At 39.9% G+C, this 24,461-nt stretch carries 23 protein-coding genes and 1 riboswitch; of the genes, 20 read left to right on the top strand and 3 right to left on the bottom strand.

What is annotated here, in order from left to right; translation table 11 throughout:
• The first annotated feature begins 17 nt into the window (after window positions 1-17).
• From ACXAG7_RS15870 to ACXAG7_RS15780, 19 genes are all read left to right on the top strand, one after another.
• Window positions 18-1,184, top strand: a complete 1,167-nt coding sequence (locus ACXAG7_RS15870; protein WP_476667424.1) for a trans-sulfuration enzyme family protein — start codon at window positions 18-20, stop codon at window positions 1,182-1,184.
• A gap of 26 nt (window positions 1,185-1,210) precedes the next feature.
• Window positions 1,211-1,618 (top strand): RrF2 family transcriptional regulator, encoded by a 408-nt coding sequence (locus tag ACXAG7_RS15865; protein WP_408042818.1) that lies wholly within the window; start codon window positions 1,211-1,213, stop codon window positions 1,616-1,618.
• 111 nt (window positions 1,619-1,729) lie between these two features.
• Complete coding sequence (locus ACXAG7_RS15860; protein WP_408042819.1) at window positions 1,730-1,984, top strand: DUF2061 domain-containing protein; 255 nt, start codon at window positions 1,730-1,732, stop codon at window positions 1,982-1,984.
• 11 nt (window positions 1,985-1,995) lie between these two features.
• Window positions 1,996-2,604 carry a phosphoadenosine phosphosulfate reductase domain-containing protein gene (locus ACXAG7_RS15855; RefSeq protein WP_408042820.1) on the top strand — a complete coding sequence of 203 codons (609 nt, stop codon included), beginning with the start codon at window positions 1,996-1,998 and terminating at the stop codon, window positions 2,602-2,604.
• Window positions 2,605-2,615: 11 nt separating this feature from the next.
• Complete coding sequence (gene cysD / locus ACXAG7_RS15850) at window positions 2,616-3,521, top strand: sulfate adenylyltransferase subunit CysD (protein WP_408042821.1); 906 nt, start codon at window positions 2,616-2,618, stop codon at window positions 3,519-3,521.
• A 29-nt stretch (window positions 3,522-3,550) separates the two neighbouring features.
• Window positions 3,551-4,801 (top strand): sulfate adenylyltransferase subunit 1, encoded by a 1,251-nt coding sequence (locus tag ACXAG7_RS15845; protein WP_476667423.1) that lies wholly within the window; start codon window positions 3,551-3,553, stop codon window positions 4,799-4,801.
• A gap of 20 nt (window positions 4,802-4,821) precedes the next feature.
• Window positions 4,822-5,169 carry a 4Fe-4S dicluster domain-containing protein gene (locus ACXAG7_RS15840; RefSeq protein WP_408042823.1) on the top strand — a complete coding sequence of 116 codons (348 nt, stop codon included), beginning with the start codon at window positions 4,822-4,824 and terminating at the stop codon, window positions 5,167-5,169.
• A 36-nt stretch (window positions 5,170-5,205) separates the two neighbouring features.
• Window positions 5,206-7,308, top strand: coding sequence for a HEPN domain-containing protein (locus ACXAG7_RS15835; RefSeq protein WP_476667422.1), 2,103 nt, complete (start codon window positions 5,206-5,208; stop codon window positions 7,306-7,308).
• A gap of 14 nt (window positions 7,309-7,322) precedes the next feature.
• A complete protein-coding gene (gene cobA / locus ACXAG7_RS15830) occupies window positions 7,323-8,090 on the top strand; it encodes a uroporphyrinogen-III C-methyltransferase (RefSeq protein WP_476667421.1) in 768 nt (255 codons plus the stop codon).
• Complete coding sequence (locus tag ACXAG7_RS15825) at window positions 8,090-8,671, top strand: precorrin-2 dehydrogenase/sirohydrochlorin ferrochelatase family protein (RefSeq protein WP_408042826.1); 582 nt, start codon at window positions 8,090-8,092, stop codon at window positions 8,669-8,671. The genes cobA and ACXAG7_RS15825 overlap by 1 nt, the downstream gene beginning before the upstream one ends.
• A 5-nt stretch (window positions 8,672-8,676) precedes the next feature.
• Window positions 8,677-9,732 (top strand): NAD(P)/FAD-dependent oxidoreductase, encoded by a 1,056-nt coding sequence (locus ACXAG7_RS15820; protein WP_476667420.1) that lies wholly within the window; start codon window positions 8,677-8,679, stop codon window positions 9,730-9,732.
• Window positions 9,732-10,064 carry a 2Fe-2S iron-sulfur cluster-binding family protein gene (locus tag ACXAG7_RS15815; RefSeq protein WP_408042828.1) on the top strand — a complete coding sequence of 111 codons (333 nt, stop codon included), beginning with the start codon at window positions 9,732-9,734 and terminating at the stop codon, window positions 10,062-10,064. Before ACXAG7_RS15820 ends, ACXAG7_RS15815 begins: the two co-directional genes overlap by 1 nt.
• Window positions 10,065-10,096: 32 nt before the next feature.
• Complete coding sequence (epsC, locus tag ACXAG7_RS15810; protein WP_408042829.1) at window positions 10,097-10,858, top strand: serine O-acetyltransferase EpsC; 762 nt, start codon at window positions 10,097-10,099, stop codon at window positions 10,856-10,858.
• Window positions 10,855-11,742 (top strand): cysteine synthase CysM, encoded by an 888-nt coding sequence (cysM, locus tag ACXAG7_RS15805; protein ID WP_408042830.1) that lies wholly within the window; start codon window positions 10,855-10,857, stop codon window positions 11,740-11,742. Before epsC ends, cysM begins: the two co-directional genes overlap by 4 nt.
• A gap of 211 nt (window positions 11,743-11,953) precedes the next feature.
• Window positions 11,954-13,543, top strand: coding sequence for a T9SS type A sorting domain-containing protein (locus tag ACXAG7_RS15800; RefSeq protein ID WP_476667419.1), 1,590 nt, complete (start codon window positions 11,954-11,956; stop codon window positions 13,541-13,543).
• A gap of 136 nt (window positions 13,544-13,679) precedes the next feature.
• Window positions 13,680-13,784: riboswitch (SAM riboswitch) on the top strand.
• Window positions 13,785-13,833: 49 nt separating this feature from the next.
• Window positions 13,834-14,841: a homocysteine S-methyltransferase family protein gene (locus ACXAG7_RS15795; RefSeq protein ID WP_408042832.1), complete on the top strand. Its 1,008-nt coding sequence runs from the start codon at window positions 13,834-13,836 to the stop codon at window positions 14,839-14,841.
• Window positions 14,831-17,521, top strand: coding sequence for a methionine synthase (gene metH, locus ACXAG7_RS15790; RefSeq protein WP_408042833.1), 2,691 nt, complete (start codon window positions 14,831-14,833; stop codon window positions 17,519-17,521). Before ACXAG7_RS15795 ends, metH begins: the two co-directional genes overlap by 11 nt.
• Window positions 17,522-17,560: 39 nt before the next feature.
• Window positions 17,561-18,517 (top strand): methylenetetrahydrofolate reductase [NAD(P)H], encoded by a 957-nt coding sequence (gene metF / locus ACXAG7_RS15785; RefSeq protein ID WP_408042834.1) that lies wholly within the window; start codon window positions 17,561-17,563, stop codon window positions 18,515-18,517.
• 161 nt (window positions 18,518-18,678) lie between these two features.
• Window positions 18,679-19,311 (top strand): Crp/Fnr family transcriptional regulator, encoded by a 633-nt coding sequence (locus ACXAG7_RS15780; protein ID WP_408042835.1) that lies wholly within the window; start codon window positions 18,679-18,681, stop codon window positions 19,309-19,311.
• On the opposite strand, the gene ACXAG7_RS15775 is transcribed toward ACXAG7_RS15780, so the two are convergent.
• From ACXAG7_RS15775 to ACXAG7_RS15765, 3 genes are all read right to left on the bottom strand, one after another.
• Complete coding sequence (locus tag ACXAG7_RS15775; protein WP_408042836.1) at window positions 19,308-19,568, bottom strand: hypothetical protein; 261 nt, start codon at window positions 19,566-19,568, stop codon at window positions 19,308-19,310. The genes ACXAG7_RS15780 and ACXAG7_RS15775 overlap by 4 nt on opposite strands.
• A 132-nt stretch (window positions 19,569-19,700) precedes the next feature.
• The gene (locus ACXAG7_RS15770; RefSeq protein WP_476667418.1) at window positions 19,701-20,909 is read right to left on the bottom strand and encodes an acyltransferase family protein; all 1,209 of its coding nucleotides are present in this window, start codon (window positions 20,907-20,909) and stop codon (window positions 19,701-19,703) included.
• Between the two features lie 104 nt (window positions 20,910-21,013).
• The gene (locus ACXAG7_RS15765) at window positions 21,014-21,868 is read right to left on the bottom strand and encodes a LytR/AlgR family response regulator transcription factor (protein WP_476667417.1); all 855 of its coding nucleotides are present in this window, start codon (window positions 21,866-21,868) and stop codon (window positions 21,014-21,016) included.
• Window positions 21,869-22,859: 991 nt separating this feature from the next.
• Between ACXAG7_RS15765 and ACXAG7_RS15760 the strand changes: the two genes are divergently transcribed.
• Window positions 22,860-23,405 carry a VOC family protein gene (locus ACXAG7_RS15760; protein ID WP_476667416.1) on the top strand — a complete coding sequence of 182 codons (546 nt, stop codon included), beginning with the start codon at window positions 22,860-22,862 and terminating at the stop codon, window positions 23,403-23,405.
• Window positions 23,406-24,461: the final 1,056 nt, after the last annotated feature.

Raw genomic sequence — 24,461 nt, 5'->3', positions numbered from 1 at the left:
TATTAAAAATAGTAACGATGAGTGATAAGTTCGAAACCTTAGCCGTGCGCACGCAAACTGAGAGAACCCAATTTGATGAACACGCAACACCGTTGTACCTCACTTCGAGTTTTGTCTTTCAAGATGCAGAAGATATGAGAGCTTCCTTTGCAGAGGAACGAGATAAGAATTTGTATAGCCGATTTTCAAACCCCAATACTACGGAGTTTGTGAATAAAATTGTCGCTATGGAAAAAGCGGAGGCAGGTTATGCTTTTGCAACCGGAATGGGAGCGGTATTCTCGACCTTTGCTGCGCTGTTAAATGCCGGAGATCACATTGTGTCTTCTCGATCGGTGTTCGGTTCTACCCACAGTTTGTTTACCAAGTATTTCCCGAAGTGGAATATTGAAACCAGCTACTTTAAAGTAGACGAACTCGATACCTTAGAGCAGCTAATTCAGCCGAATACAAAAATTCTCTATGCAGAGAGTCCTACCAATCCGGCCGTAGATGTGTTAGACTTGGAACTGTTGGGAAAACTGGCTAAGAAGCACAATTTATTGTTGGTGATTGATAATTGTTTTGCAACGCCGTACCTGCAAAATCCCATTGATTTTGGTGCAGATTTGGTCATTCATTCGGCTACTAAATTAATTGATGGACAAGGACGAGTACTAGGTGGCGTTACGGTAGGACGTGCCGATTTAATTCGAGAAATTTACCTGTTTGCCAGAAATACCGGACCTGCCTTGTCTCCTTTTAACGCTTGGGTATTGTCAAAGAGTTTGGAAACACTTTCACTACGCGTTGAGAAACACTGCCAAAATGCACTCGCAGTAGCGAAGTATTTAGAAGGGCATCCGGCGGTTAAGAAGGTTAAATATCCGTTTTTGCCAAGCCATCCAGCCTACGATATCGCCAAAAAGCAAATGCGCTTTGGGGGAAGTATCGTCGCCTTCGAAATTAAAGGAGGGATTGATGCAGGAAGGAAGTTTTTGAACAATATCAAAATGTGTTCGCTTTCAGCAAATTTAGGAGATACCAGAACCATCGTTACCCATCCGGCGTCCACAACACATAGCAAGTTGAGTGAAGCCGATCGCTTAGAGGTGGGGATTACTGACGGCCTCGTGCGTTGCTCTGTTGGTTTAGAGCACGTTGAAGATGTCATTGACGATTTAAAACAAGCACTCGATAGCTAGGATAAAAAAAAGTGTATTTTTGTAATATGCTTTCTAAGAAAACTAAATACGGAATAAAGGCATTGACATTCATTGCCAAACAAGAAATAGGGACCAAAGTACAAATTGCAACCATTTCGGAATCAGAGAATATTTCACATAAGTTTTTAGAGAGCATATTACTTACCTTACGAAAAGCTGGCGTTCTCGGAGCCAAAAAGGGAAAAGGAGGCGGTTATTATTTGTTGAAGTCCGCTGAAGCGATTAAAATGACCGAAGTTATCCGTACCCTAGAAGGTCCCATAGCCATGGTACCTTGTGTAAGCTTGAATTTTTATGAGAAATGTGACGATTGCCCGGACGAAGATGCCTGTGCAGTACACAAATTAATGATTCAAGTTCGCGACAATACACTGGAGGTTTTGAGAAATACAACCCTAGCAGACCTAGTGTAAACATGTTACATAATTGTTAATTTACTAAATAGTTCTTTCATATTTGAAAAGAGTCTTTATATTTGCCAATTCTAAAACCTACTATTCCGATAGGGTAAAGGTGTTTTAAAAATGATTGTAGACGAAATACTAGAAAATAAAACCGATTTTAATAGCGATAAGCAGTCGGAAAAGCCGATACGAAGCATCGTGAAATCAATTAGTTGGAGGGTGGTTGGTACCATCGATACCGTATTGATTTCTTGGATTATAACAGGACAAATGACCACTGCCTTTTCAATAGGAGCAGTAGAGTTGGTAACAAAAATGCTCTTGTACTTTTTTCATGAACGCGTTTGGAATAAGATTAAATGGGGTAAAAAATAAGTGTAAAAATTATGGATTTAAAACAGATAAACAACGAGTTAAGAAATCAAACACCAGAAGCGATTGTAGCCTGGGCTGTAGCTTTGAATAAGAAATCAGTAATCACTACAAATTTCCGCCCTTACGAGGGAGCTATTTTGCATTTGGTTACAAAGCAGCAGCCTGGCATTGATGTAATTTGGTGTGATACAGGTTACAATACACCTCAAACCTATGCACATGCAGAGGACCTCATTGAAAAATTGAGCCTGACGATTCGTTTGTTTGTACCGAAACAAACGGTTGCGCATAGAAATGCAGTCTTGGGGTTACCTACCGTAGATGATCCTAAACACGAAGCGTTTACGAAGCAAGTAAAGTTAGAGCCTTTCCAACGCGCAATGCAGCAATACCAACCAGAAGTTTGGTTTACCAATTTACGCAAAGGACAAACAGCGTTTAGAGATAGCATTGATATCGTTTCCGTAAGTAAGGATGGAGTGCTAAAAGTAAGTCCTTTTTACCATTGGTCAGACGAAGCTTTAGACGCCTATTTAGAAGAACACAAGCTACCCAATGAGTTTAAATATTTTGATCCAACGAAGGTAGAGAGTAATAGAGAATGTGGTTTACATATTTAAAAAATAGAATTATGAATACAAATAGTATACAAGTAGGAGCATTAGAAAGTGAGGCTATTTTTATTATAAGAGAGGTAGCCGCGCAATTTGAAAAACCCGTCTTGCTCTTTTCAGGTGGGAAAGACAGCATCACCTTAGTGCGATTGGCACAAAAGGCTTTCTATCCAGCTAAAATTCCGTTTCCGTTAATGCACATTGATACGGGGCATAACTTTCCTGAAACCATTGAGTTTAGAGATCGCTTGGTGAAAGAATTAGGCGTAGAGCTTATCGTACGAGAAGTACAGACCAATATTGATGCAGGAAAAGTTAAGGAGGAAACAGGAAAGTACGCAAGTAGAAATGCTCTTCAAACAGAAACATTACTAGATGCTATTGAAGAGTTTGGCTTTGATGCGTGTATCGGAGGAGCCCGAAGAGATGAAGAAAAGGCGCGTGCGAAAGAACGTATTTTTTCGGTACGTGACGATTTTGGACAGTGGGATGAGAAAAACCAACGACCTGAATTGTTCGATATGTTAAATGGACGCATCGATTTAGGACAAAATGTTCGTGTTTTTCCGATTTCAAATTGGACAGAATTGGATGTGTGGACCTACATACAACAAGAAAAAATAGAAATACCATCCATTTATTTCGCACACAAAAGAGCGACGTTTATTCGTGATGGTCTCATTTGGTCAGCCAATGATGAAGTAGTGTACAGAGAAGATGAGGAATTGGTAGAAGAACGCATGGTCCGTTTCAGAACGGTGGGAGATATGAGCTGTACTGCAGCAGTACTGTCAGAAGCCGTGGATATCGATACCATCGTACAAGAAATTAGAGTGTCTACTATTTCTGAGCGCGGAGCTCGTATTGATGATAAGCGATCCGAAGCAGCCATGGAGAAACGAAAGCAACAAGGATATTTTTAAAAAAACTACAACGACCTAAAAATAATAAAATGAACGTATTAAAAATAGCAACAGCAGGGAGCGTTGATGATGGGAAAAGTACTTTAATAGGTCGTATTTTATACGATACCCAATCATTAACAGATGATAAATTAGAAGCCATACGAGAGAAAAGTAAACAACGTGGATTTGATTATCTAGATTTTTCTTTGGCGACAGATGGGCTAGTTGCAGAACGTGAGCAGGGAATCACAATTGATGTGGCCCATATCTATTTTTCGACACCGAAGACCAGTTTTATCATTGCCGATACTCCAGGTCATATTGAGTATACGAGAAATATGGTAACAGGAGCATCGAATTCCGCCGCATCAATAGTTTTGGTAGATGCGCGAAACGGTGTTGTTGAACAAACCTATAGACATTTCTTTATCAATAATCTCTTACGCGTTCCGAATGTGATTATCGCTATCAATAAAATGGATCTCGTTGATTTTTCAGAGGATAAGTTTGAACAGATAAAAGGAGAAATAAGTTATTTGGCGGCTAAGAGTAATTTTAGTGAGCAACAGTTACACTTCATTCCAATTTCGGCATTGCACGGAGATAATGTGGTCGAGAAATCGGCTCGAATTGATTGGTATCATGGTCCGAGTTTGTTGGAGTACTTAGAAGAGGTAGCCGCTGCGAGTAAGGAGGAAGAAGCTGGAGTAGCGAGGTTTCCTGTACAAACGGTAATCAGACCAAAAACTGAAGAGTATCACGATTTTAGAGCCTATGCAGGAAAGTTATATGGAGGTGATATAGAGGTTGGTGATGAGGTATCTGTTTTACCTTCGGGAACCACCTCTAAAGTAAAGAGCATTCATTTCTTCGATCAGGAATACCAATGGGCACGTAAAGGGAGCTCCATTACGCTCACCTTGGAAGACGATGTCAATATCAGTAGAGGTGATTTGTTGGTGAAAAGCGAAACCCCACCGACCGTGACAAAATCCTTTGAGGCTACAGTATGTTGGATGGATAAAGCGGCCCTCACACCTGGAGCTAAATTTTATATCAAGCACGGGGTGACGGATGCTCAAGCAAAAATAACGAGTTTGGACAGTGTAATTCATACCGATTTTTCAGGAGCGACACCAACACCAACGGCATTGGAGTTAAACCAAATAGGAAAAGTGCAGATAAAGGTGAGTAAACCTCTGGCTGTAGATGCTTATGAACAGCATAAGGCCAATGGTGCTTTTATTTTAATTGATCCTAAAACCAACAATACTTCGGGGGTAGGATTTATTCAATAACCAGTAACACAAAGATAAACATGGCTATTATCATAACCGATGAATGCATCAACTGTGGTGCATGTGAACCAGAATGTCCCAACACGGCCATTTATGAAGGAGCCGTTGATTGGAATTACAGTGAAGGAACGAGTTTGGCAGGAGAAGTTACCTTGACCAGTGGTACTGTGGTAGACGCGAATGCTGAGCAAGCACCGATTTCAGACGAGTACTATTTTATTGTTCCTGATAAATGTACGGAGTGTAAAGGATTTCACGAAGAACCTCAATGTGCAGCCGTTTGCCCTGTTGATTGCTGTGTTCCGGATGAAGAAAATGTGGAAACGGAAGAAGAATTACTGAGCAAACAACAACTATTACATCAATAACAACACACTTGATAAAGTGAACTAAGTAACAAGGACATGCAAAGTTTTAGATCAGAAATAGAAAATCCCATCGTAGAAAAAGATATACTAGAATTAGAACGTAAAATACGTTTGTTTAAAGAAGGGAAAGTAGACGAAGAGCGTTTTCGAAGTCTTCGTTTAGCTCGAGGAGTATATGGACAACGTCAGTTAGGGGTTCAAATGATTAGAATCAAATTGCCCTACGGAAGAGTCAGCAGTGAACAATTGCACAGAATAGCAAATGTATCTGATGAGTATTCACGAGGAAGACTGCATATAACCACGCGTCAAGATATTCAAATTCACCACGTGAGTTTGGACAGAACTCCTGAGCTATGGGCTGAATTAGAAAAAGACGATATCACCTTGAGAGAAGCCTGTGGAAATGCCGTAAGAAATGTGACCGCCTCGGAAACGGCAGGGATTGACCCAGCAGAAGCATTTGATGTGACACCTTATGCACATGCGACGTTTCAGTTTTTCTTGAGAAATCCAATTTGTCAAGAGATGGGACGAAAGTTTAAAATGTCTTTCTCAGCAACAGAAGGAGATACTGCCTTGAGTTTTATCCACGATCTAGGATTTATTGCAAAAACGAAAGAGGTTAATGGTGAGCAGCTAAAAGGGTTTAAGGTGATGTTAGCCGGTGGGCTTGGGTCACAACCTCGTCAGGCAGATGTCATGTACGATTTTCTAGAAACGGATTTACTCATTCCGACTATTGAGGGAGTCTTACGTGTATTTGACCGTCATGGAGAACGTGCGAAACGAGCCAAAGCGCGATTGAAATTTTTGGTGAAAGGACTCGGATTAGATGCTTTTCTTTCTTTAGTAGAGCAGGAGCGTAAGGCTTTGGCATATCAGTCATACCCGATTGATACAACCGCTTTTGAAGGGGAGCCTCAATTTGAGGAACTTCAAGTGCCTGAAGTTCGAATTACCGATCAAGAACAATTTGAGACTTGGAAAAATACCAATGTTATTGCGCAAAAGCAAGCCGGACTTTTTGCTGTAGGGATTAAAGTACACCTGGGTGATTTTTATACTGATAAGGCGAGAAAGTTGGCAGACTTGATTAAGAAGTACGCTGCGAATGAGCTGCGTTTTACCCTGCGACAAAACATACTGATTCGTCATGTACGAGAGGCTTTATTGCCATTTTTCTATCAAGAGTTAGCAGCGTTAGGCTTTGCAGATCCTGGGTATAATAGTACAGCTGACATTACAGCTTGTCCAGGAACCGATACCTGTAATTTAGGTATCGCAAGTAGCACGGGTATCGCTGCCGAACTGGAGCGTGTATTGAAATCAGAATACCCAGCGTATGTAGGAAATGAAGACATCACCATTAAGATTAGTGGATGTATGAATGCCTGCGGACAGCACAATATGGCGCATATTGGCTTCCAGGGAATGTCAATTAAGGTAGGAAATTTACTAGCACCTGCTTTACAAGTTCTAGTAGGTGGTGGCGTGTTAGGTAATGGTAACGGGAAATTTGCTGATAAGTTGATTAAAATTCCTAGTAAAAAAGGGCCCGATGCCTTGAGAATTTTACTCGATGATTTTGAAGCACATCGCGATGAACATAACTTTTTGACTTATTACGAATCACGTGGTAAAACCTATTTCTACGAGTTGTTGAAGCATTTGTCTGATACCACAAACTTATCGGAAGACGACTATATTGACTGGGGGCATAACGAAAAGTACGTGAAAGCCATTGGAGTAGGAGAATGTGCGGGAGTGGTTATCGATTTGGTTGCCACCTTGCTCTTTGAAAGTGAAGAAAAGTTAGGAAATGCCAAAGAAGCTTTAGAAGCAGGATTGTGGTCGGATAGTATTTACCACGCTTATGCAGCAATGATTAATACAGCGAAGGCTTTATTGACTGGAGAAAGCGCTAAAACCAATACGCAAGCTAGTATCGTAAAGAGCTTTGATGAGGTATTTGTAGCCACCAAAAAAGTGGTGTTGCCAAATTCGTTCAGCGATTTGGTATTTCAAATTAATAAAAATGAACCAACAGCAGCATTTGCAAAGCAGTATCTATTAGATGCACAGTCGTTTTTTACTACGATTTCTGCTTATAGAAGCTTGGTGTTGGCAGAACAATAAATAAGATAAGGCTCATGAAGATAGATCCGAAATTAACCGTTGTAGGTGCAGGTCCGGGAGATCCGGAGTTGATCACCTTAAAAGCCATTAACGCTTTAAAAAGTGCAGCTGTCGTTTTGTATGATGCACTGGTAAATCCGACGTTGTTAGACTATGTGAACCCCAATGCCGAATTAATTTTCGTGGGGAAGCGCAGAGGCTGTTATCGTTATCAACAAGAACAAATTAACGAGTTGATTGTTGCCAGAGGTCATTCGCATGGACATGTTGTGCGTTTAAAAGGAGGAGACCCTTTCATTTTTGGAAGAGGGGCTGAAGAAATGGAATACGCTGCGTCACGTGGTTTAGCTGTTGCAATGGTGCCTGGAATATCGTCTTCATTAGCAGTACCGGCAAATCAAAACATTCCATTGACCAAACGAGGTAGTGCGGAGAGCTTTTGGGTGATCACAGGAACGACAAAAAAACACGAATTATCTGCAGATGTTCGATTGGCAGCCAAGTCAAATGCGACTGTAGTAATTTTAATGGGGATGGGAAAACTCAGTGAGATTCTTAGGTTGTTTAAGAAGGAAGGTAAAGGAAATTTACCCGTAGCCATCGTACAAAACGGAACAACGATTCACGAAAAAGTCGGAATTGGCACCGTTGATACCATGGAAGCGATAGTACAACGAGATAAGCTGAGTAATCCCGCCATTATTGTCTTAGGTGAAGTTGTGCGTCACCGTCAAGAGTTGGCATTAATTCAGCGTGAAATAACCTTAAAAGAAGTCGTGTAATGAGAGAAGAAAGAAACAACTTGTATCCCATATTTTTAAAGACAAGCGAACTTCAGGTTTTAATTGTCGGTGGTGGATTTGTGGCCGAAGAAAAGTTACATTTTTTATTAAAATCAAGCCCGGATGCCAAAGTCACGATGGTTGCTCCGATGTATAGAGAAGCAACGGTAGCCTTGGCCAATTCGGCAAATGTAGTTCAGATAGAAGCGGCGTACGATGCGCAGTTCCTAGAAGGTAAACATTTGGTAATCGCTACCACCGACATCCCTGAGGTTAACGAAGAAGTATACTGGGATTGTAAACAGCGAAACCTCTTAGTAAATGTGGCGGATAATCCACCGTATTGCGATTTTTATATGGGAGGAATTGTCACTAAAGGAAACGTAAAAGTAGCGATTTCAACTAATGGGAAATCACCAACAACGGCAAAGCGTTTACGTCAGTTTTTTGAAGCTATTTTGCCAGAAGATATTAACAAACTAGTGCAAAATTTGAATACGTATAGAAATACAATTCAAGGAAATTTTGCAAAAAAAGTACAAACACTAAATAAACTTACAGAGAGTTTAGCTAAAAATTAGAAAGCATGATCAAGACGGATATATTAATTATAGGAGCAGGACCGACAGGGTTGTTTACCGTATTTGAAGCAGGATTGTTAAAGTTGCGCTGTCATCTTATTGACGCCTTGGCACAGCCAGGTGGGCAGTGTTCAGAGATTTACCCGAAGAAGCCAATTTACGATATTCCTGCCTATCCAGAAATATTAGCCGGTGATTTGACCGATAGGCTCATGGAGCAAATAAAGCAGTTCGAGCCCGGTTTTACCTTAGGAGAACGCGCAGATACTATCGAAAAGCAAGACGATGGTTCTTTTATTGTCACGACGAATAAGGGAACAAAACACCACGCTCCCGTTGTAGCCATTGCGGGAGGATTAGGAAGTTTTGAACCGAGAAAACCGCAAATTGAAAACTTGGCAAACTTTGAAGATAATGGTGTAGAGTACATCATTAAAGAACCTGAACTTTATCGAGACAAAGACGTTGTGATTGCAGGAGGAGGTGACTCGGCATTGGACTGGTCTATATTTTTGAGTTATGTAGCTAAATCAGTGACGTTAATTCACAGGAGAAACGAGTTTAGAGGAGCATTGGACTCGGTTGAGAAAGTACAGGAGTTAAAAAACTTAGGGAAAATAAATCTAATTACTCCGGCAGAAGTTACAGGGATTTTAGGAAAAGAACACGTGACAGGCGTGGTAGTGAGTAAAAAAGGAGAAGAACCGTATATCGTAGATACGGATCACTTTATTCCGTTGTTTGGTTTAGCACCGAAACTAGGACCTATTGCAAATTGGGGCTTGGAAATAGAGAAAAATGCGATTAAAGTGAACAACTCCTTAGATTATCAAACCAACATTCCAGGTATTTATGCCATCGGCGATGTCAATACGTATCCAGGGAAATTAAAACTAATCCTTTGTGGGTTCCACGAGGCCACACTCATGTGTCAAAGTGCTTACCAACGCATTCATCCAGATAAAAAGTACGTGATGAAGTACACCACAGTTGGAGGAGTTACTGGATTTGATGGAACTAAAAAAGAAGCACCGAAAGCGGTAGTTAAAGCAATAGAATAATGAGTTTAGACATAACAGTACATATAACAGACAGAGAAGGAGAGGTACACAGTGTCCTCGCTCCGACTGATATGGCCATGAATTTAATGGAGCTGGTTCGTTCGTACGAGTTAGCTCCTGAGGGAACCATAGGAGTATGTGGCGGCATGGCGATGTGCGCTTCTTGTCAATGTTATGTAAATTCGGATCACGAGCTACCAGAGATGACTGATGACGAAGATGCCATGCTTGCAGAGGCATTCGACGTGAAAGCAAATAGTCGTCTCGGTTGTCAAATTCAACTCGCTCCGGAATTGGAAGGATTGAAAATTGTTTTAGCTCCCGAGAGTTAATTGTTTTTTTGTATATTAAGTAAAACTGTTATATGACTTTTACGCACTATGATTTATCGTTGAAAGACGATGTTGAGATTTTTACCAAACAGTTGTTTTACGCACTGTTTAACGATGTTTGTCAAGAGAAAGCAGCGCATCTAGAAAGCTTGTTTTTAAAAATAACTTCGGGATTAGCCATACCCGATGGATTGCAACTGTGGAGTACGTATCAACAACATTTTTGTTCCATTCGTGAGCAATTGGATCTTGATGCACTCGCATTTGAACAAACCGATCCCGCTTGTAAAAGTTTAGGTGAAGTGTACTTGGCCTATCCCGGTTTTCACGCTATTGCTATTTATCGTTTAAGCCATGAATTGTATTTGATGAATATCCCAATTTTACCGAGAATGATGAGCGAATACGCACACGGAATCACGGGTACGGACATTCATCCAGGGGCCGCTATTGGAGCGTCATTTTTTATAGATCATGCAACGGGAATTGTAATAGGAGAAACTACGGTGATCAAAGATCACGTAAAAATTTATCAAGGAGTAACACTGGGAGGAATCCAGGTAAAAAAGGAATTGGCGGAACAAAAAAGACATCCAACCATTGAAAATAATGTAACAATCTATGCCAACGCTACTATTTTAGGAGGAGAGGTTGTCATCGGTGAAAACAGTATCATAGGAGCCAATGTATGCATTACAAATTCTGTAAATCCCGGTTCCATTGTAACTTATGAATCAGAGAATAGAATTACGAAACGCAAATCGTATCTATCACAAAAAACGGATCAAACATGAAAACGAAAACGATAACAGATAGCATTGGGAATACTCCTCTGGTGGAAATTTCTCATTTAATAAATAAAGAAAATGTACGCGTACTACTAAAATTAGAAGGGAATAATCCGGGAGGTAGTGTAAAAGATAGAGCCGCCTATAATATGATTTCGGAAGCCATACGTCGACAAAATATTCGAAAAGGAGATGTTTTAGTAGAGGCGACCAGTGGAAATACAGGAATAGCATTGGCATTAATGGCGAAAGTATTGGGGGTGAAAATGGTACTGGTAATGCCCGAAAATGCAACTGAAGAGCGCGTAAAAACCATGAAAGCCTATGGTGCCGAGGTGATGTTAACACCCGCTGATAAAGGAATCGAAGGTTCACGAGATAAAGCACTAGAACTGCGCTATAAAAAGGGGTATTTTATGTTGAACCAGTTTGAGAACAACGATAATTGGAAAGCTCATTACAAAACGACAGGACCTGAAATTTGGCGAGATACTGAAGGTGAGGTCACCCATTTTGTGTCTGCTATGGGAACTACCGGAACCATCATGGGAGTATCGACCTATTTAAAGGAGCAAAACAAAGAGGTACAAATTGTCGGAGCGCAGCCAAAAGAAGGATCGAGAATTCCTGGAATTAGAAGATGGTCGCCTGAATACCTTCCAAAAATATTTGATCGCAGTAAAGTAGATCAGATTTACGAAGTTAGCCAGGAAGAGGCCACTGCGGCTACAAGACAGCTTGCCAATACTGAAGGTATTATGGCAGGAATGAGTAGTGGCGGAGCACTACACATAGCATTGCAGGTGGCGGAACGCATTGATAAAGGAGTGATAGTCGCGATTGTTTGTGATCGCGGAGACCGATATTTGTCTTCTCCTCTGTATTCGTAATACTAGTGGTTTTGGGACCTTTTTTTGCTTGTAGTGAGGTTGAAATCATAGATAACTTTACGAGGAGAGACATTTAAATGATCTATAAAATGGGATACAGCTTTTAGAAGTTGTATCCCATTTTTCAGAAATCGGGCTTAGTGACTTGATGATTAAGGAGGTATTCTTGTGCTCAATTAATAATCAACCCCCCCGAAAAAAATCATTTAAAATGAAAAAATTAAACTTCGTACAATTAGGTCTCGCACTGACCTTCTTGTTTAGCGCCGTCAGTACGGCAACTGCACAAGCACCCTACCGTATGGTAAATGAGAACTTTGAGAATTTGTATTCTGGAGGTTCTGGTTTTTTTACAGGTCTTCGATTAGGACCGAGTTGGCATGCACATAAAGGAAAACCGAGATTGAGCTCTAATGGAGGTAATAACGGATACACCTGTGGACCCTGTGGTAATGGAAGTCGCTTTTTAACGCTTGAAGCTAGCAATTCATCAGGACAAGCAGCAGGGAGTTCTGTGTTTTTATACTACCCGATGAAAGCGGGAGCTCAGTACTCTTTAGAGTTTGATTATCGCAAACGCAATACGGGAACACTGTATGTAATTGCTACCAACAGTGCCACTACCAATTACAATGATAACAGCCCTATCATGGAATCAATTGGAACCGTGAACGCGGCAGGAGTATACAGCGAATTACCAGCCAACGATCAGCAGTTGGTAAGGAAAGTTACGACAGCAACGCAGTCGGTAAATTGGACTGGTCACGGAAATCATGTTCCGAGCCCAAACTTCACATTTACACCGACCAAAGATTACAATCAGCTAGTGTTCCTTTTTGTGAGTTCGAGTTCAGTGTATTCACAAACCGTACACTTAGACGGTTTTGAATTTTCAGGTCCTTTAAATCCAACGCAAGGAAAGGTGTCGATGAAAGTAAATGGGGTGGATGCCGATGCACAAACACCGATTACTATCTGTAGTGGTGAACCTGTACTTTTAGATGGGAAAGGAACTACAGACCCAAGTTTTGATCACAGTGGACGTGTACAGTTTTTTACCGGAGTGTATCGCAAAGATGCCAATGGAAACTTTAGTGCAGGGAAGAATGCTTGGAACAATGGGGTTCCTTATGGAACGATGGATTTACAAAAGCAATTTCCATTGACTTCACCGCAGGGGGTAACTACAGAATATCAAGTAAAGTTGGCAATTTCAGGGAAATCGAATCTTTGGATTGAGAAAACGATGGTAGTCAGAGTTGTTGGGAAACCTGGGTTTTATATTTCTGGGAACTTTATTGCAGGGCCAGGACAAACGTTGCATTTAAAGGTTCAAGGGTTACCTACAGGAGGTAATTTTAGTTACAAATGGTTCAGAGTTGGAACTACCAATGTCTTAAATACCACACGAATCTTACCTGTTACCCACGGAGCCGTAGGAAACTACGAATACAGAGTGGAGGTAACTGATAACACTACAGGGTGTACGACTACCCGTAATATTATGACGCGTTACATGTCGATAATAACGATAGATCCACTGGATATTAAGAAAAAGAAATTTCCTCGTATGGCAGAAACTACAGCACTCACAGTGTATCCGAATCCGGCTCAAAACGAGATTGTAGCGACGGCAAAAGAAGACATTTCATCAGTAGCAGTTTATTCGTTACAAGGAGCAAAGCTCAAAGAGCAGCAAGGAGCCAAAGTGACGATTGCAGCTTTACCAAAAGGGGTGTATATACTCAAGGCGTTTAAGGGGAAAAGATTGCTAAACCAAGCAAAATTTGTCAAAGAGTAATCCCGATGCATACTTTCTAGCATGCGTACCCCACTTGATTGAAAAATTGAGTGGGGTTTTTTGTGAAAACAGAAAAAAACTTTTGTTATTTCAGCGGAATCCAATAGATTTGCACCATAGTTCATTAACTTTAATGGTGTTATCAAGAAAGGTGGAGGGAATAGACCCTTTGAAACCTTAGCAACCCTTTGTGCAAACAAAGAAGGTGCTAAATTCTACTGTAGAAACAGAGAGATAACGAAAAGACTTTACTTCTTCTTTTCCTGATAACCACAAGCATATTATCAGGAATGTCAAAAATTTATCAGGTTATACAACAGAGAATCCTAGTGCTCGATGGAGCCATGGGAACCATGCTACAGGAATATCAATTTTCTGAAGAAGATTTTCGCGGAGAGCGATTTAAAGAGTATCCAATACCTCTCAAAGGGAACAATGATTTATTGTCGATTACGCAACCCGAAGCTGTAAAGGAAGTACATAGGAAGTACTTTAAGGCTGGGGCCGATATCGTCGAAACGAATACTTTTTCAGGAACGACCATCGCCATGGCCGATTACCAAATGGAAGACCTTGTGTACGAGTTAAACTATCAGTCAGCAAAAATTGCTCGTGAAGTAGCCGACGAGTTTGCTGTATCAGAACCCGATAAACCTCGTTTTGTTGCCGGGTCTATAGGTCCTACGAATAGAACCGCAAGCATGTCACCAGATGTAAATGATCCGGGCTACAGAGCCGTAACTTTTGATGAATTGCGCATAGCCTACAAGCAACAAGTAGAGGCACTTTTGGATGGTGGCGCAGACATTTTATTGGTAGAAACGGTATTTGATACCTTGAATGCGAAGGCGGCACTCTTTGCTATTGAAGAGGTCAAAGCGGAACGCAATGAGCAAATTCCAGTGATGGTTTCAGGGACGATAACAGATGCTTCAGGGCGTACCTTATCCGGACAAACGGCAGAAGCATTTTTAATTTCTATTTCGCATATTCCACTGTTATCTGTTGGGTTTAATTGTGCGTTAGGTGCCAATTTACTACAGCCACATTTAGAGGCTATCGCTTCTAAAACACAATTTGCGGTTTCAGCCCACCCTAATGCAGGCTTACCAAATGCGTTTGGGGAATACGATGAAACTCCCGAAGAAACAGCAGCGCAAATAGAAGCTTATTTACAGAAGAATTTAATTAATATCATCGGAGGTTGTTGCGGAACCACCCCTGCACATATCAAAGCAATTGCTGAAGTGGCGGAGAAATACCAACCGAGAAAAATTATAAAAAGTTATGTTGGATAATACGGGAGCTCACGAAAATAGGCGTCCTATGAGATTGTCGGGCTTGGAGCCTTTAATAATTACGGCCGAGAGTAATTTTATTAATGTAGGTGAACGCACCAATGTAGCGGGTTCTCGCAAATTTCTGAGGCTAGTAAAAGAGGAAAAATTTGATGAGGCCTTGGCCATTGCAAGACATCAGGTAGAAGGAGGAGCACAGATCATCGATATTAATATGGATGATGGACTTATTGATGGAAAGGAGGCGATGATTCGATTTTTGAATTTGATTGCTGCGGAACCTGATATTGCCAGAGTACCGATCATGATTGACAGTTCTAAATGGGAAATCATTGAAGCAGGCTTACAGGTAGTTCAAGGGAAATCAGTAGTCAATTCAATATCCTTAAAAGAAGGTGAAGAAAAGTTCATTTGGGAGGCAACGCAAATTAAGCGTTATGGAGCCGCAGTTATCGTGATGGCTTTTGACGAGGTGGGGCAGGCCGATACCTATGAACGACGTATAGAAATTGCCAAGCGATCTTATGAAGTTTTAGTAGAAAAGGTGCATTTTCCGCCAGAAGATATCATTTTCGATTTGAATATTTTTCCTGTTGCGACCGGAATGGAAGAGCATCGTAAAAATGCCATTGACTTTATTGAAGCTACGCGTTGGGTACGTGAGAACCTTCCACATGTCAGTGTGAGTGGAGGAGTGAGCAATGTGTCGTTTTCCTTTCGAGGAAACAACGTAGTTCGCGAGGCAATGCACTCTGTTTTTCTCTACTATGCCATCCAAGCAGGAATGAATATGGGGATCGTAAATCCGGCACTTTTAGAAGTCTACGACGATATCCCGAAGGAATTGTTGGAGCATGTCGAAGACGTAATTCTGGATCGTAGAACCGATGCTACGGAGCGCTTATTAGAATTTGCAGAAACTGTAAAAGGGAAGAAAAAAGAAGACAGTACGCAGGCACTTGCATGGCGTTCTTTGAGCTTACAAGAGCGAATTACCCATTCCTTAGTGAAGGGAATTGATACTTTTATTATAGAAGATGCTGAAGAAGCTCGACAAAGTGTGACCAGACCTCTTGAGGTGATCGAAGGGCACTTGATGTCGGGAATGAACGTTGTTGGGGATCTTTTTGGTGAAGGAAAAATGTTCTTGCCTCAGGTAGTAAAATCGGCAAGGGTAATGAAAAAGGCAGTAGCCTACCTAAATCCATTTATAGAAGCGGAGAAAAGTGAAGAGCAGAAAGCCTTAGGGAAAATTTTGATGGCAACCGTAAAAGGAGATGTGCATGACATCGGTAAAAATATCGTCAGTGTTGTGTTGGGCTGTAACAACTATGAGATTGTAGATTTAGGAGTGATGGTTCCGCCAGAAAAAATTATAGAAACGGCAAAAAAAGAACAGGTAGATGCTATTGGTTTGAGTGGTTTAATCACCCCTTCTTTAGATGAAATGGTGTACTTGGCAAAGGAAATGGAACGACAAAATTTTGAAATTCCATTGCTCATCGGTGGAGCCACGACTTCAAAAGCTCATACAGCAGTGAAAATTGATACGGAATACAAAAATGCCGTAGTCCATGTAAATGATGCTTCGAGGGCTGTAACCGTGGTTGGTGATTTGTTGAATGCCAATACTAAAAATGCCTATGTAGCGAAGCTCAAAAAAGATTACGAATCGTTTCGAGAAAAGTTTTTAAACCGAAGTAAACAGAAACAATACGTAGCCTTAGGTACTGCTCGAAAGCAAAAATTTCAAATCGACTGGCAAAAATCGAATATTGTGAAACCCAGAGAAATGGGAATACAGAAACTAGAGCAACTGAGCTTAAAAGAGCTACTGCCGTTTTTCGATTGGAGTCCTTTTTTTAGGTCTTGGGATTTACACGGGAAGTATCCTGAAATCCTAACAGATCAGGTGGTAGGAGAGCAAGCCACTAGTTTGTTTGAGGATGCGCAGAAAATGCTTCGCACGATAATAGACAAGCAACAATTGAAGGCCAAGGGGATTTTCGGATTGTTTGCGGCCAACACCGTGAATGATGACGATATTTCGGTACGTAAAAAAGGAAAGGAAATTGCCGTTTTGAGAACCCTTAGACAACAACTCAAAAAGTCGCAGGGCAAACCAAATTTGGCCTTAGCTGATTTTATTGCACCGGAAGCTAGTGGACGCGAAGATTATATCGGTGTTTTTTGCACGGCTATTTTCGGTGCTGATGTACTGGCTAATAGCTTCAAGGAAGCACACGATGATTACAATGCTATTATGGTTCAGGCGCTAGCAGATAGATTTGCCGAAGCTTTTGCTGAGTATTTACACCTACAAATCAGAAGTAAACACTGGGGGTACGCTGCGGAAGAACAGTTGACTAATGAAGAATTAATTAAAGAAGCGTATAAAGGAATCAGACCCGCTCCTGGGTATCCTGCTTGCCCCGATCATTTGGAAAAGGAAACGATTTGGGAACTCTTACAGGTTGAGGAACAAATAGGAGTCAGCTTGACTGAGAGTTTAGCCATGTGGCCGGCAGCAGCTGTTTCTGGATATTACTTTGCCAATGAAGAAGCTAAGTATTTTGGACTGGGTAAAATCACAGACGACCAGGTTCAAGACTTTGCAACTCGTAAAGGGATTTCCTTAGCCAAAGCGCGAAAATGGTTACACCCTAATATTTCGAGTTAAGCCCTATACAACACCTTATTCATGCAGTAGATAAACATTATGAAAGTTACAGAACACATAAAAAAAGCAAAAGGAAAAACGCTTTTTTCTTTTGAAATAGTTCCACCACAGAAAGGACAAAATATTCAAGAATTATACAATAATATCGATCCTTTAATGGAATTTAAACCTCCATTTATCGATGTGACAACCTCTCGTGAAGAATATATTTATATTCCAAAAGAGCAAGGGTTATTAGAGAAAAAAGTAACGCGAATGCGCCCCGGAACGGTGGGTATTTGTGCCTCGTTAAAGTACAAATACGATGTAGATGCCATTCCTCATGTATTATGTGGGGGATTTACTAAGGAAGAAACGGAATACGTATTGGTAGATTGTCATTATTTAGGCTTAGATAATGTCATGGCTTTACGGGGTGATGCCCGAAAAGATGAGCAGTATTTCAAAGCATCTCAAGGAGGTAATCAGTACGCTTCTGATTTGGTAAAACAAATTAAAAACTTAAATGAAGGGAAGTACTTACACGAAATTATTGAAACCCCTCACAAAGCAAACTTTTGTATTGGGGTAGCGGGATACCCAGAAAAGCACTTAGAATCTCCTAGCTTGGCGAGTGATTTAAAACGCTTGAAAGAAAAGGTAGACGCAGGAGCTGATTACGTAGTTACCCAAATGTTTTTTGATAACAAAAAGTATTTTGAATTTGTAAAAGAGGCACGTGCGCTCGGAATTAAAGTGCCTATTATTCCAGGTATTAAACCCTTGGCAGTGAAGAGGCATTTACACATCTTACCGCAAATATTTCGTTTAGACTTACCACAAGAACTAGTAGAGGCTGTCGAGAACTGTAAGGATAATAAAGCAGTTAGAAAAGTAGGAATAGACTGGGCCATTCAGCAAAGTAAAGAATTGATACAAGCGGGGGTTCCCGTAGTGCATTATTACTCGATGGGGAAATCGAGTAATATCAAAGCAATAGCTAAGGAAATTTTCTAAGGTTATTCATTCAAGTAGTATGAACCTTCTATCAACGATAGGAGGTTTTTTTATTAATATAGGTTAAGTAATGCTGAAAAATGTGGAAGTTAGGGGGGATTTGTACGATTTCTACTTGTTTTTAGGATTAATGCAGTAATTTTGCATGAGAAGAATTCACTATGAGCCAAGAAAACCAATTATTTTCTTTATTCCTTTCCCAACGTAAATTTGTGGAACCTGAATTGATTGCCGCTTTAAAACAGCACAGTTGTGTCAAACGTCACGACAAAGATGTATTGTTGTTGGAGTCGGGAGAGTATATCACCGCCTTGACCATCTTGTTGGCAGGGAAAATGCGTGTATATCAGGAAAATAATGAAAAAGAAATTTTACTGTACCACTTACAACCTTTTGAAACCTGCCCACTTTCGTTATCGTCGTGTATTGAACTCTGTCAAAGTGAGGCAAATATAGTTACCAGTGAAGAAAGTATTATCTTGAGCATTCCAGCGCATCTGGCCAAAGAATGGAAGGATAAATATACCTCTTGGAGAGATTATATGTTTGAAGTATATAAGCAACAGTATACTTCATTGTTGGGGAATTATGCAAATTTGGCCTTTTTGACCTTGGAAGAGCGCCTGCTGAACTACTTGAAGCAACAGCAACGTAATCATATTGTCAATGAGTCTCACCAAGAAATTGCGAATCAGTTAGCAGCGTCACGTGTGGCGATTTCTAGATTGTTAAAGCGCTTTCAACACCGCGGAATAATCGAGATGAAATCGAAAGAAATAACTGTGTTGGTTTAAGCTTGCGACAAAGTGAGCATTTCTTCAAACAAGGCCTCTGGCGGCAGCCCTTTTACGAGTTTTTTGAGCTTCGCTTCTTCTTTTTGAAGCTCGCTAAACAAACTGTGTTTGAGTCCCATATCATGAATTCGTTTTATGTGGTATTCAATAGCGCTAATGTTTTGGAATCGCCTCCATTGATCAGCGTTTAATACCGGAACTCCCTTAGTTTTCAATACTGTGGAGAAATAGAGTAAGTATGAACTTGTGTATGCCATGATATAAGTATTAAAAACAGTCGAACTGCTAGGGTACGACTGTTACTGAATAGTGAATTCTGTATTGAATTTATACGGAAGTTACTACCTTGAATGTTAAAAAATGGCAATTTATAGATGACAGAAGGAAAGCTATCGATAAATGGTTTTACGTTTTTTGGCTCCTGTGAGATTGAACTTACTTGGAGGGGTTTGATTGTTAAAATTAGGCTCGGTAAAATCATCCTTTTGGGGAGTTGGGTAGGCCTTCATACCAAATAAAAATCGAACCAGAGGAAAGGGTTTGATTAGCATGAGGTAGATAAAACTAATAACACTAAAGGAACTGCTCAGCAAGAGTACGATTTTTACGGGGATTCCAGCAGGGATTTTTACGATATAGAAAGCGAATACAACAATGATGGTTTGATGTAACATATAAAAAGGGTAGACTGCTTCATTTAGATGTTTTAGGAACCTATTAGAATGAGAAAACCAAATTTGAGAGTATCCTACAATGGTTATCAACACTGACCATGAGACTAGGGATGATGTAAAGTACCATAGCTGCCAGCGTAGCGTTAAACTCATATAAGGGGCTATCCATTCACCGGGGACAAAGTAATAAGCATAAAACAAAATCGTGGCAATCAGTGCGAAACGCGCATTTTTCTTCCTTTTCGTAGCCGTTATTTTCCACAGTCCTGCGAGGTTTTCAAAAAGTATTCCAGCAATGAAAAAGAACGAGTAGTAAACAGTTGAAGAGAGGTTAAATATACTTTTAGAGGAACTAGGGAAAAAGAATTTACTGATCATCACCAAAATAGCTAATCCTACACCCCAACTAATCAATCCGGCATTGTTGGTAGCTGCTGAAATTCTTTCTTTTAATCTTTTGCTTTTGGGTGATCTTAGAAAAAGTAATATGGGAACACAGCATATAGAGAGGTAAAACAAGTTTTCAATAAACCAAAGGTGGTTTACCTTTAGGGCTGCTACGCATTGCAGGTAGCGTTCCCAAAAAGGTTCGTTAGTGGCGTACTCTTCAAAATAGCTCTGCGGAGGAACTAGCAGTATCACACCGACAGTAAGTGGAATGAACAAGCGTAAAAATCGCTTATATACAAATCCTTTCCACGATCTTTTTCTCAAGGTAAAACAGGTGCTTACTCCTGAAATAAAAAACAGCAGGGGCAGTCTAAATTGCTCAAAGTACACCATGAGGTCATCTAAAGTTTTACTGTGCTCAGCATTGGTGATATGAAACTCATCGCCGTTGAAAGGCATAAGAACATGATGAAGGAAAACTGCGAATACAGAGAAAATGCGCAACCAGTCTAAATGATATCTTCGGTGGGTCATAATACTACATTAAGTTGATGGCAAATGTAGGTTAGCGCGGAGCGTTTTATGACTGTAGTCAATGATTTGGGATGAATAGCAACAGATATGTTACCAGTAGCAAGCTAGGCGTTGAGCGCTTGTAGTTTTTTTTCAAAGCTCTCAATTTGATTTCTCGAAACAGGTACGGTTGTAGTGCTGTTTTTTAAGCTGAGTTGATAGCCTTGTGCGTTGCCGGTGATTGAAGAAATTGCTTTTAAGTTAACGAGGTAAGAACGATGTGTTTGCTGCATTTCTGGGAACTGAATGAGCTGCTCTTTAAAGCTTTTTAAACTGATACGCTTCAAGAGTTTTTGCTCAGGCAATTGAATTTCTAAATAATTTTTATCGGCTTTGGCATACAAGAAATCAGCGATCTTCAAGGTGAAATTATCTGATTGGACTTGAGTTTGTATCGTAACTACTTGGTTTGAGATCTCGTGAGTATTGAGTTCAGGGATGTGAATACAGGAACTTTTTACAACATGACTGACTTTGAGTTTTTCGAGGAGGGCAGTGGTTAGGACTAGTGCGAATAAGCCTCCAATGAGTACCGTATTCTTAACTTCTGTCAACAAATAGCGCCAAGACCAATTATTGGGGTTGTCGTAGATAAAGTCTCGAATTAAGAATTGACCAATTCCAATGCAGATGAGCACGGTAAAGATAAAAATTAACTCGTGCAGTAATGTCCAATGATAAGGGGCAGTTCTTACCAATGGCAATAATAACGTAAGTCCAAAAAATAAGATAAAAGAAACCAAACTGTGCACTAGAGCCGTTTCAGGGTAATTCAAGATGAGTTCTTTCTCATTAATTTCAAATGGCCGGAATAAAAACAAAAACAAAAAGGTAATTCCAAATAAAATAACGTTGATTATGAGTGCCGTACGGAAGTCGTAAAAAAAAGGATATGGAGTTCGTAAGGAAGAGCGGAACATGTTTTTTTGTGAAAAGTACAGAAAAAAAATGAGTCGAAGTAAAAGAGAATAGGAAGTGTTGTTGTTAAGTGTTTGTATTTGTGTGTTTTACTTGTTTTTGTCAATTTATTTTTGTATATTTAAGGAGTGGAAATACAGATTTCTCTACATAAATAAGAGTTTCCATTCTGTAAAAAATCATTTTAACACTGGAGAAGACCTAGGAATTGATTTTTTGGAAATTTTGGGCAACTTATGGCTCATACTCCAGTTTGTGGATTACTATTCGCAAACTGGAGTATGAGTTTTTTTGTACCGATTGTATTTGGGGGCAGATACCAATTTTTTATGTAGGCGGAAGTCTAAAAATGGATTTTATAGAATAACTAGAGCAATAGTTATTTAGGTGAAACTAGCTGCGTATTCCTTGAGATATGGGGGGACTTATTAAGAGGTATTGCAGTACGCAGTTAGGCCTTCGCCGACTACTTCAAGAAAATAAAAAATAAGTGAAATTTTGATGAGTACTTAAATAGCATGTAAACTAACGGTGCGCTCTGTTCGTATGAAGAAATTGGGATTAGGGAACACACCGTTAGTATTATTACCCCTGTAATCTATATAATCTATAAGATTGATGTAAAGTTACGCAGTTAAACTTAGTGTAAGTGCTAATAAAACGTTAAACACGAGGATGAAAACGTTAATATGAATATTAAAATTCCTACTGGAGTAGCACAGCCTAAATTAGTATGCAAAGCAAAAAATAGTGCTCCCCCCGGAACACTATTTTTTAAACTAACTAAAAACTACTATAACTAAAACTACAAGACAAAGATAGACGTCATTGTTCGGTAATTACGAGTAAATACGGTGAGTTACAGCGGGCTGCTGTTGAGTGAACTGATAGGTTCTATGAATTGTTAGTATCTTTATACTGTCCGTGAGGACATGTTTTTTGATTCCTACTAGTATTGAGTAGGGTTTATAGTTGTATTTAAAGTCTAGTAATATGAAAAAAATAGTGATTGTAATGTTTTGTACCTTATGTATTCTGAGTTGTACAAAGGTGAAAAGTAATGACCAAACCAAGGAGTTAACTCAATTACGAGCTGAGATTGATAGTTTAAAAAAGGCAAGTACATTACAAACAGCAAAAAAAGAAGGGCAGATTGCCACTTTTTTGACTTTTCAGAAGGAAGATGCTGAACGAGCCATGAATTTTTATGTCAGTTTGTTTGAGGATGCTAAAATTATTGATATTCAACGTTGGGGAAAAGCGAGTTCCAGTAAAGAAGGGACGATCATGTATGCCAGTTTTAAGCTAAAGGATCAGTTGTTTATGTGCAGTGATAGTCCCGCGATTCACAAATGGGGATTTACACCAGCGATTTCAATTTACCTAGAATGCAATGACGAAACTGAACAAAAGCGTCTCTTTACAAGTTTGTCAGAAAAAGGAACTGTTTTGATGCCTTTGAATAATTATGGTTTTAGTAAACAATTCGGGTTTGTCCAAGATCAATTTGGAGTGTCATGGCAACTTAATCTTCAGTAAGTATTATTAAATAGAGATAAAAAAGAAGCGCTCCCCCCGGAACGCTTCTTTTGTATTAACTAATAACTACTATAACTAAAACTACAAGTCAAAGATAGTAGGGAACTGAGGTGTATGGGGTTGAAATGCGATGATGGGCAGTGAACTGTAGCTGGATGGTAGGAATCGCAAAACGATAGGTGTTTTAAGTACGATAGGAATACGGGCTTGCTAATGAAATAAAAAAAAGAAGCGATCCCCCCGGAACACTTCCTTTAAACTAACTAATAACTACTATAACTAAAACTACAAGTCAAAGATAGTAGGGAACCGAGGTGTATTGGGTTGAAATACGATGATGAGTAACTAACTGTAGCTGGATGGTTGGAATTGTAAAACGACAGGTGTTTTAAATGCGATAGAACTGCAATCTTCTAGATGACGAGATAAAAAAAAGAAGCGCTCCCCCCGGAACGCTTCTTTTAAACTAACTAATAACTACTATAACTAAAACTACAAGTCAAAGATAATCGTGAATAGAGGTGTGTTGGGTTGAAATCCGATGATGGGCAATGAACTGTAGCTGGATGGTTGGAATCGCAAAACGATAGGTATTTTAAATGCGATAGAACTGCAATCTTCTAGATGACGAGATAAAAAAAAGAAGCGCTCCCCCCGGAACACTTCTTTTAAACTAACTAATAACTACTATAACTAAAACTACAAGTCAAAGATAGTAGGGAACCGAGGTGTATTGGGTTGAAATACGATGATGGGTAATGAATTGTAGATGGATGGTTGGAATTGTAAAACGACAGGTATTTTAAGTACGACAGGAATGCTGGCTTGCTAATGAGATAAAAAAAAGAAGCGATCCCCCCGGAACACTTCTTTTAAACTAACTAATAACTACTATAACTAAAACTACAATTCAAAGATAGTAGGGAACTGAGGTGTGTTGGGTTGAAATACGATGATGAGTAACTAACTGTAGCTGGATGGTTGGAATTGCAAAACGAGAGGCATTTTAAGTACGAAGTGACTTCCGGTCTTGGTGACGAGATAAAAGAAAAGAAG

Source organism: Tenacibaculum sp. AWR4_210 (assembly GCF_056160945.1).
Note: the sequence above shows the minus strand (reverse complement) of the source record. Positions and strands in the feature narration are given on the sequence as shown.